The sequence below is a fragment of the Streptomyces botrytidirepellens genome (assembly GCF_003721215.1).
Lineage (GTDB): Bacteria > Actinomycetota > Actinomycetes > Streptomycetales > Streptomycetaceae > Streptomyces > Streptomyces himastatinicus.
Genome location: NZ_RIBZ01000746.1, coordinates 1 through 9,355, shown reverse-complemented (window position 1 = coordinate 9,355; position 9,355 = coordinate 1). Strand labels below are relative to the sequence as shown.

The 9,355-nt window shown below is 69.1% G+C and carries 8 protein-coding genes; 6 read left to right on the top strand and 2 right to left on the bottom strand.

Annotation, left to right across the window (positions count from 1 at the left end):
- The 6 genes from EEJ42_RS38000 to pknB form a co-directional block, all read left to right on the top strand.
- The coding region (locus tag EEJ42_RS38000; RefSeq protein WP_148082173.1) for an FHA domain-containing protein at positions 1 to 390 on the top strand (390 nt) is incomplete at its 5' end.
- 10 nt (positions 391 to 400) lie between these two features.
- Positions 401 to 925 (top strand): FHA domain-containing protein FhaB/FipA, encoded by a 525-nt coding sequence (locus EEJ42_RS37995; RefSeq protein ID WP_123106732.1) that lies wholly within the window; start codon positions 401 to 403, stop codon positions 923 to 925.
- A gap of 75 nt (positions 926 to 1,000) precedes the next feature.
- Positions 1,001 to 2,578, top strand: coding sequence for a PP2C family protein-serine/threonine phosphatase (locus tag EEJ42_RS37990; RefSeq protein ID WP_184503475.1), 1,578 nt, complete (start codon positions 1,001 to 1,003; stop codon positions 2,576 to 2,578).
- A gap of 22 nt (positions 2,579 to 2,600) precedes the next feature.
- On the top strand, positions 2,601 to 4,028 hold the full coding sequence (locus EEJ42_RS37985; protein ID WP_123106730.1) for an FtsW/RodA/SpoVE family cell cycle protein: 1,428 nt from the start codon (positions 2,601 to 2,603) through the stop codon (positions 4,026 to 4,028).
- Positions 4,025 to 5,497, top strand: a complete 1,473-nt coding sequence (locus tag EEJ42_RS37980) for a peptidoglycan D,D-transpeptidase FtsI family protein (RefSeq protein WP_123106729.1) — start codon at positions 4,025 to 4,027, stop codon at positions 5,495 to 5,497. The genes EEJ42_RS37985 and EEJ42_RS37980 overlap by 4 nt, the downstream gene beginning before the upstream one ends.
- Before the next feature lie 171 nt (positions 5,498 to 5,668).
- Complete coding sequence (pknB, locus tag EEJ42_RS37970) at positions 5,669 to 7,651, top strand: Stk1 family PASTA domain-containing Ser/Thr kinase (protein WP_123106728.1); 1,983 nt, start codon at positions 5,669 to 5,671, stop codon at positions 7,649 to 7,651.
- Between the two features lie 58 nt (positions 7,652 to 7,709).
- Here the strand turns inward: pknB and EEJ42_RS37965 are convergent, their stop codons facing one another.
- Together EEJ42_RS37965 and EEJ42_RS37960 are read right to left on the bottom strand one after the other, a co-directional pair.
- Positions 7,710 to 8,450, bottom strand: coding sequence for a class E sortase (locus EEJ42_RS37965; protein WP_123106727.1), 741 nt, complete (start codon positions 8,448 to 8,450; stop codon positions 7,710 to 7,712).
- 33 nt (positions 8,451 to 8,483) lie between these two features.
- Positions 8,484 to 9,355: class E sortase (locus EEJ42_RS37960; RefSeq protein ID WP_246097628.1), on the bottom strand; the 872-nt coding region annotated here is incomplete at its 5' end.

Sequence of the window (9,355 nt, the reverse complement as noted above, 5' to 3'; positions counted from 1 at the left end):
GGCGGCTACGGCCAGCCCGCGGGTGCGCCGCCCATGCCCAGCGCCCCTCCCGGCGCCCGCCCCGGGGCCCGGAGCGGAGGCGCGGGCGTCGGCCCGCAGCCGCAGGCACAGACCCGGCGCTGGATTGAGATCAATGGCACTCGCCACCAGATCTCCCGGCCCACCCTGGTTCTGGGCCGCAGCACCGACGCTGACGTGCGCATTGACGATCCCGGTGTCTCCCGCAGGCACTGCGAAATCCGGGTCGGAACACCGCCGACCATCCAGGATCTGGGGTCGACGAACGGCATCGTGGTGGACGGACAGCACACCACCCGCGCTACGCTCCGCGACGGCTCACGGATCGTCGTGGGCAGCACCACCATCGTTTACCGGCAAGCCGAAGGGTGAAGCGGGGGCAATGTCAGAGCTGACCCTCACGGTCATGCGGTTGGGTTTCCTCGCCGTACTGTGGCTGTTCGTCATCGTGGCCGTTCAGGTCATCCGTAGCGACCTGTTCGGGACTCGCGTGACCCAGCGCGGTTCGGCGCGCCGTGGCGCCCCCGACCGGCCGCAGCAGCAACAGCGGCAGCAACAGCAGGCCGCACCGCCCCAGCAGCGCCAGCAGCCCTCGGGCCGCGGCCGCCGTGGGGCCCCCACCAAGCTGGTGGTGTCCGAGGGCACGCTGACCGGCACCACGGTCGCGCTCCAGGGGCAGACCATCACTCTCGGTCGTGCGCACGATTCAACAATCGTGCTGGACGACGACTACGCCTCCAGCCGGCATGCCAGGATCTACCCGGACCGTGACGGCCAGTGGATCGTCGAGGACCTCGGCTCCACCAACGGCACCTATCTCGAGCGGAACCGACTCACCACACCGACACCGATTCCGCTGGGTGCACCGATCCGCATCGGCAAGACCGTCATCGAGCTGCGGAAGTAGTAGGACCATGACGACCGGAGGGTGGGCAGCGTGGTTGGCAAGGGGCTGTACCCGGAGCCGACGGGCGAGGTGCGCATGAGTCTGTCACTGCGTTTCGCCGCCGGGTCCCACAAGGGCATGATCCGGGAGGGCAACGAGGACTCCGGCTACGCCGGTCCCCGGCTGCTCGCCATCGCCGACGGCATGGGTGGCCAGGCCGCCGGCGAGGTCGCCAGCTCCGAGGTGATCTCCACCCTGGTCCAGCTCGACGACGACGTCCCCGGGTCGGACATCCTGACCTCCCTGGGCAGCGCCGTGCAGCGGGCCAACGACCAGCTGCGCGTCATGGTCGAGGAGGACCCCCAGCTGGAGGGCATGGGCACCACGCTCACGGCCCTGCTGTGGACCGGCCAGCGGCTCGGCCTCGTGCACGTCGGGGACTCGCGCGCGTATCTGCTGCGCGACGGCGTGCTCACCCAGATCACCCAGGACCACACCTGGGTGCAGCGGCTCGTCGACGAGGGCCGCATCACCGAGGAGGAGGCGGGCACCCACCCGCAGCGCTCCCTGCTGATGCGCGCGCTCGGCAGCGGCGACCACGTCGAGCCCGACCTGTCCATCCGTGAGGTCCGGGCCGGCGACCGCTATCTGATCTGCTCCGACGGCCTGTCCGGCGTCGTGAGCCACCAGACCCTCGAGGACACCCTCGCCAGCTACCAGGGACCGCACGAGACCGTGCAGGAGCTGATCCAGCTCGCGCTGCGCGGCGGCGGCCCCGACAACATCACCTGCATCGTCGCCGACGTCCTCGACGTGGACGGCGGCGACACCCTGGCCGGCCAGCTCAACGACACCCCGGTGATCGTGGGCGCGGTGGCCGAGAACCAGGTCCCCCTCGGGGACGGCGGCGCCGGCAACACCCCGGCGGGCCGCGCCGCCGAGCTGGGCCGGAACCGTCCCGTACCGCAGCAGAGCGACGCACCGGGCGGCTTCGGGCCGCCCGGCAGCGGCGACCCGGGCCTCGGCGGACCGCCCGCCGAGGGCAGCTACGGGGCCTACGCGGACGGCGACTACACCAAGAAGAGCGGCCGTAAGACCTGGGTCAAGCGGTCGCTGTTCATCGCACTGGGCCTCGCCGTGATCGGCGGCGGTCTCTACAGCGGCTATCAGTGGACGCAGACGCAGTACTACGTGGGCTCCAACGGAGACCATGTCGCGATCTACCGGGGCATCAGCCAGGACCTCGCGTGGATCAAGCTCAACAAGGTCCATGAGGACCACCGCGAGATCGAACTCAAGTACCTCCCGACCGACCAGCGCAGCCGCGTGGAGGACACCATCGCGGTCAGCGGGCTCGGCCAGGCCGAGGACAAGACGAAGGATCTCGCCACTCTCGCCAGCGCCTGTAGAAAGGCTGACGCACAGCGCAAGGCCGAGGAGAGCCAGAAGGACCTCACCGGCGGCAAGGGGCAGGCCGGCGGCGGATCCGGAGGCAAGACAGGTAGCAGCGGCAGCACGCCGCAGCAGAGTCAGAGCGCGACGGGGTTGCGCGCTGCCAAGGCCACACCGACGCCGACGAACTCGGCGTCGCCCTCTCCCACTCCGAAGCCGGGGCCCACCCTGTCGGAGCAGGAGAAGGAGCTGGTCCCGCAGTGCAGCAGCACCCAGCCGTGAAGCCGTTAGGGGCCGCCCACCCATGAGCAGTAGTACGACCAACACGACCACGATCAGTACGGCCGGGCCACCGAGCCGCCGCAACACCGAGCTGGCCATGCTGGTGTTCGCGGTGATCATCCCGGTCTTCGCGTACGCCAACGCGGGCCTGGCGCTCAGCGACGAGCTGCCCTCGGGCATGCTCAGCTACGGCATCGGACTCGGCCTGCTCGCGGGCGTCGGCCATCTCGTGGTGCGCAAGTTCACCCCGTACGCCGATCCGCTGCTGCTGCCGATCGCCACGCTCCTCAACGGCCTCGGTCTCGTGATCATCTGGCGGCTGGACCAGTCGAGGCGACTGGCCGTGCGGGCGGAGGACATCGGTCAGACCTTCGCCCCCTCGGCGCCCAACCAGCTGATGTACTCGGCGATGGGCGTGGCCCTGTTCGTGGCCGTACTGATCCTCCTCAAGGATCACCGGATCCTTCAGCGGTACACCTACATCTCCATGATCGGTGCGCTGATCCTGCTGATCCTGCCGATGTTCTTCCCGGCCCGGTTCGGCGCACGCATCTGGATCACCGTCGGCTCCTTCTCCATCCAGCCCGGCGAGTTCGCCAAGATCATCATCGCGGTCTTCTTCTCCGGCTACCTCATGGTGAAGCGCGACGCGCTCGCGCTGGCCAGCCGCCGTTTCATGGGGCTGTACCTGCCGCGCGGCCGTGACCTCGGTCCGATCCTGATCGTCTGGGCCATGAGCATCCTGATCCTGGTCTTCGAGACCGACCTCGGAAGCTCGCTGCTGTTCTTCGGCCTGTTCGTCGTCATGCTGTACGTGGCGACCGAGCGCACCAGCTGGATCGTCTTCGGCCTGCTGATGTCCGCGGTCGGCGCGGTCGGCGTCGCGTCGTTCGAGTCGCACGTCAAGGTCCGTGTGATGGCGTGGCTGCACCCGTTCGCCGTCTACGACACCCCCCGGCCCAGCTGGGCCACCACCGACCAGATCGCCCTCTCCCTGATGGCCTTCGGCTCCGGCGGCGTCTCCGGCACCGGCTGGGGCCAGGGCGCCTCCGACCTGATCGGCTTCGCGGCCAACTCCGACTTCATCCTCGCCACCGTCGGCGAGGAGCTGGGACTGGCCGGCACCATGGCGTTCCTCCTGCTGTACGGCCTGATCGTGGAGCGCGGCATGCGCACCGCCCTGGCCGCCCGGGACCCGTTCGGCAAGCTGCTGGCGGCGGGCCTGTCCGCCGCGTTCGGCATCCAGGTCTTCGTCGTCGCGGGCGGTGTGATGGGCCTCATCCCGCTGACCGGTATGACGATGCCGTTCGTGGCGTACGGCGGTTCGTCGGTGCTCGCCAACTGGGCGCTGGTCGCGCTCCTCATCAAGATCAGCGACACCGCCCGGCGGCCGGCGCCCGCCCCTGCCCCGTCCACTGACGCCGAGATGACTCAGGTGGTCCGACCGTGAACAAGCCCCTGCGCCGAATCGCGATCTTCTGCGGCCTCCTGGTCCTCGCCCTGCTGGTGCGGGACAACTGGATCCAGTACGTCCAGGCGGACGGCCTCAAGACCCACAAGCAGAACCGCCGCGTCGCGATCGCCCAGTACAGCCAGCCGCGCGGCAACATCATCGTCGACGGCCGCCCGATCACCGGGTCCAAGGAGACCGACGGGGTCGACTTCAAGTACAAGCGCACCTACAAGAACGGTCCGATGTGGGCCCCGGTCACGGGTTACGCCTCCCAGGCGTACGGCTCCACCCAGATCGAGAACCTCGAGGACGGCATCCTCACCGGCAACGACGACCGGCTGTTCTTCAACCGGACGGTCGACATGTTCACCGGCAAGAAGCCGAAGGGCGGTGACGTCATCACCACCCTGAACGCCAAGGCCCAGGAGGCCGCTTACAAGGGCCTCGGCAAGAACAAGGGCGCCGTCGCCGCGCTCGACCCGCGCACCGGCAAGGTCCTCGCCCTCGTCTCCACCCCGAGCTACGACCCGTCGAAGTTCGCGGGCAGCTCGAAGAGCGACGAGGATGCCTGGAAGGCGATGCAGGGTGAGGTCGACGAGGACAACCCGACGCTGAACCGCGCGCTGCGGCAGACCTACCCGCCCGGCTCCACGTTCAAGGTCGTCACCGCCGCGGCGGCGCTGGAGAACGGCAAGTACACGGACATCGACGGCGCGACCAACTCGCCGCTGCCGTGGCGGCTGCCGCTGTCCACCCAGCCCCTGCGCAACGAGGGCAACATCCCCTGCGAGAACGCCACCCTGCGGCAGGCCCTGCGCTACTCCTGCAACACCGTCTTCGGCAAGCTCGGTGACGACCTGGGCAAGGACAAGATGCTGGAGGAGGCGAAGAAGTTCGGCTTCAACGACGAGGTCTTCATGCCCGTCCGCGCCGCCGAGAGCGTCTACCCCGAGAAGATGGACCGGCCGGGCAACGCCCTGTCGTCGATCGGCCAGTTCGACACCCGCGCCACCCCGCTCCAGATGGCCATGGTCGCCGCCGGGATCGCCAACGACGGCAAGCTGATGAAGCCGTACATGATCGACTCGCTGCGCGCCCCCAACCTGAACACGGTCGACCAGACCAGCCCGGAGCAGATGAGCCAGCCGCTCAGCTCGGAGAACGCGGGCAAGCTCCAGGACATGATGGAGACCGTGGTCAAGGAGGGCACCGGCACCAACGCCCAGATCCCGGGCGCCACGGTCGGCGGCAAGACCGGTACCGCGCAGCACGGTGTCGACAACAGCGAGAACCCGTACGCGTGGTTCATCTCGTACGCCAAGACCGACGAGGGTTCCCCGGTCGCGGTCGCCGTCGTGGTGGAGAGTTCCGACACCCTCCGCGACGACATCGCGGGCGGCAAGCTGGCGGCGCCGATCGCCAAGGATGTGATGAAGGCGGTACTCGACAGCGAGCGCGACAAGTGACGCCGGTCACGCCCTGATACCAATCCCGCACGTCGTCGTACCGGTCCGGTATCAAGAATCGGCCGAGGCCGGGTCCCGTAAGGCGTGCCGGGTACCGTATGCGCGAGCAGCACTTCGCCGGCCCCCCACACAGGGTGCGGCCGGGAATGACGGAAGAGGGCTGGAGTAGCTATGGAAGAGCCGCGTCGCCTCGGCGGCCGGTACGAGCTGGGCTCGGTGCTCGGCCGCGGTGGCATGGCGGAGGTCTACCTCGCGCACGACACCCGCCTCGGCCGTACTGTCGCCGTGAAGACGCTCCGGGTGGACCTCGCCCGCGACCCGTCCTTCCAGGCCCGGTTCCGCCGAGAGGCCCAGTCGGCAGCCTCGCTCAACCACCCCGCGATCGTTGCGGTCTACGACACCGGCGAGGACTACGTCGACGGTGTCTCGATCCCGTACATCGTGATGGAGTACGTCGACGGCTCCACTCTGCGTGAGCTTCTTCACTCCGGGAGAAAGCTGCTCCCCGAGCGCTCGATGGAGATGACGGTCGGGATCCTCCAGGCCCTGGAGTACTCGCACCGGAACAACATCGTCCACCGGGACATCAAGCCGGCGAACGTGATGCTCACACGCAGCGGCCAGGTCAAGGTGATGGACTTCGGCATCGCCCGGGCCATGGGCGACGCCGGTATGACCATGACGCAGACGGCGGCCGTCATCGGCACCGCGCAGTACCTCTCCCCCGAGCAGGCCAAGGGCGAGACCGTCGACGCGCGCAGCGACCTGTACTCCACCGGCTGTCTGCTGTACGAGCTGCTGACGGTGCGACCGCCGTTCGTCGGGGACTCCCCGGTGGCCGTGGCCTACCAGCACGTGCGGGAAGAGCCGCAGCCGCCGAGCACGTACGACCCCGAGATCACCCCGGAGATGGACGCGATCGTCCTGCGGGCCCTGGTCAAGGACCCCGACTACCGCTACCAGTCGGCCGACGAGATGCGCGCCGACATCGAGGCGGCGCTCGAGGGCCAGCCGGTCGCCGCGACCGCCGCGCTGGGCGCGGTCGGCTACGGCTCGGACGACCAGCCCACGACGATGCTGCGGCCGCAGGACTCCGGCCCGGCGACCTCGATGCTGCCCCCGATGCGGGACGACGACGGCGGCTTCGGCTACGACGAGCGGTCGGAGCGCCGCCGGGGCGGGCCGGAGAAGAAGAGCAACCTCTCGACGATCCTGTTGGTCGTGGCAGGCATCCTGGTGCTGGTCGGCGCGATCTTCATCGGGAAGTCGATCTTCACCGGCGGCAAGAACGACGATATGGTCCCGGTGCCGTCGCTGGCCGGAAAGTCGCTCAAGGAGGCCGTCGCCCAGGGGAAGAACGGCGACTTCGAGGTCAAGCAGGTCGGCTCCAAGTTCTGCGAGCAGGCGAAGAACACCGTCTGTGAGCAGAACCCGGAGAGCGGCGAGATCAAGCGGTACGGCACGGTCGAGCTGACCATGTCGAAGGGCAAGAAGCCGGCGGAGAAGATCGAGGTCCCCGACGTCCTCAACGTCCCGTTCGCGTCGGCGAAGAAGTCCCTCGAGGCCAAGGGCTTCACGGTCGAGAAGGAGACCGAGGAGTCCGACCAGACCCCGGGCAAGGTCACCCGCCAGAGCCTGGACGCCGGCAAGAAGGTCGCGCGGGGCACCTCGATCACCCTGACCGTCGCCACGCCGCAGCAGCAGGTCCCCGTCCCCGACGTGACGACCAAGCAGCAGGCGGAGGCCGAGGCCACCCTCAAGGCGCAGGGCTTCAAGGTCGAGTCGACGGAGCAGGACAGCGCCGACGCCCAGGCCGGCACGGTCATCAACCAGGACCCGGCCGGCGGCGGTACGGCCGCGCCCGGATCCACCATCAACCTGACCATCGCCAAGGCCCCGGAGCAGCAGGAGCAGGTCCCGGTGCCCAACCTGGGCGGCCAGAAGCTCAAGGACGCCAAGAAGGCGCTCCAGGACCTCGGGCTCAACGTGGGCAACATCCAGGGTGATCAGGACGACAACGCGACCGTGGTCGCCAGCAACCCCGGCGCCGGCACCCAGGTGCCCAAGGGCCAGTCGGTGAACCTGGTCACGGTCAAGGGCAACGGCGGCGGCGGAGGCGACGACGACGGAGGCTTCTTCGGCGGCCTCGGCTAGCGCGCCGTCCGCCCTCTCCGGCGCCGGGGGCTTCCCCGTGGTGCGGAGGGCGTTTCCGTCAGCGCAGCTCCTTGGGGAGCGTGCGGTCCGCGTCGACCTTCTCGGTACGCTCCAGCTCTCCCCAGACGATGTAGCGGTGCCGCGAGGTGTAGACCGGGGTGCAGGTCGAGAGGGTGATGTAGCGGCCCGCCTTCTTCTTGCCCGACTCCTTCGGGACCGCCTTCAGCACGTCCACGTTGAACTTCGAGGTCTCGGGCAGCGTCGCGTAGACCTTGTAGACGTACCAGGTGTCCCGGGTCTCGAAGACCACCGCGTCACCGTCGTTGATCTTGTCGATGCCGTGGAACTTGGCACCGTGCCCGTCCCGGTGGGCGGCCAGCGAGAAGTTGCCGGACTTCGCCCAGGGCATCGCAGACTTGATCGGCTCCGTGTAGTACCCGGCGACGCCGTCGTTGAGGACCTTGGCCGAGGTGCCCTTCTTGACCAGCACCTCGCCGTCGCCCATGGCCGGTACGTGGAGGAAGCCGATGCCGTCCTTGGTGTCGAGCCTGCCCGGCCCCTGATCGGCCCAGTGCTTGCGCACCTGGTCGCCCTGCTTCTTCGCCTCGCGGTCGGCGAGGACGTTCGTCCACCACAGCGAGTAGGCCACGAAGAGGGCCAGGATCAGCCCCGCGGTGATCAGCAGCTCGCCCAGCACCCCGATGGCCGCCGCGATCCGTCCGCGGCCGGAGCGGCGGGTCGGCGTGGCGGGCGGGGCGGGGTCCCGGCCCTGCCGCTGGTCGTGGTCGGTCCGTGCCACCGCGTCGTACCCCTTTTCTGGATCTTCCCGGTCCTACTCGACCAGTGCGTCCGGCTTCCCCTCGCTGCGCGGCCGCTCGTCGACCATCTTGCCCCAGACGATCATCCGATACGTGCTGGTGAACTCGGGTGTGCAGGTCGTCAGCGTGAGGTAGCGGCCCGGCTTGGTGAAGCCGGAGCCGGGCGGCACCGGGCCGATGACGCCCGTGTTCGAGGGGGACGTCTGCGGCAGGATGCTGGTCATGTCGTAGGTGTAGAACCGGCTCTGCGTCTCGACGACGATCTTGTCGCCGGGCTTGAGGCGGTTGATGTAGCGGAACGGCTCGCCATGGGTGTTGCGGTGCCCGGCGAGCGCGAAGTTGCCCTTCTTGTCCCACGGCATCGCGGTCTTCAGCTTGCCCTTGGCGTAGTGGCCGACCATCCCGCGGTCGAGGACCTTGTGCTTGTCGATCCCCTCGGCGATCGGGGCCTTCACGTCCAGCTCGGGGATGTAGATGATCGCGAACCCCTGACCGGGGGAGAAGACGCCCGGATCGCGGTCCGCGCCCTTGGTGTCCCACTTCTTCTGGAGATCTCCCGCAGCGCCGTTCGCCTGCTGGTGCGCCAGGATGTTCGTCCACCACAGCTGGTACGTCACGAAGAGCAGCATCACCACACCGAGGGTGATGAACACCTCGCCGACCACCCGGCTCGCCACCACGCCCGGGCTGTCCTTGCGCGCCCGGGCGGCGCGCTTGGCCTCCATACGGGTGCGGGGTCGCGCCTCCCCGTCCGACGGGCCCGTTCCCGGGGCGCCTGTGGCCCCTCTGACGGCCGAACCGCCGCGCGCCCGGGCACCGTGCCGTCCGCCGCGCTTCGCGGCCTCCTGAGCCGCCTTGCGGCGGGCCGCACGGCCACCGGTGGGCG

Coding starts and splice junctions, on each gene's coding strand:
- EEJ42_RS37995 (WP_123106732.1), top strand. CDS start 401: ATGTCAGAGCTGACCCTCACGGTCATGCGGTTGGGTTTCCTCGCCGTA.
- EEJ42_RS37990 (WP_184503475.1), top strand. CDS start 1,001: ATGAGTCTGTCACTGCGTTTCGCCGCCGGGTCCCACAAGGGCATGATC.
- EEJ42_RS37985 (WP_123106730.1), top strand. CDS start 2,601: ATGAGCAGTAGTACGACCAACACGACCACGATCAGTACGGCCGGGCCA.
- pknB (WP_123106728.1), top strand. CDS start 5,669: ATGGAAGAGCCGCGTCGCCTCGGCGGCCGGTACGAGCTGGGCTCGGTG.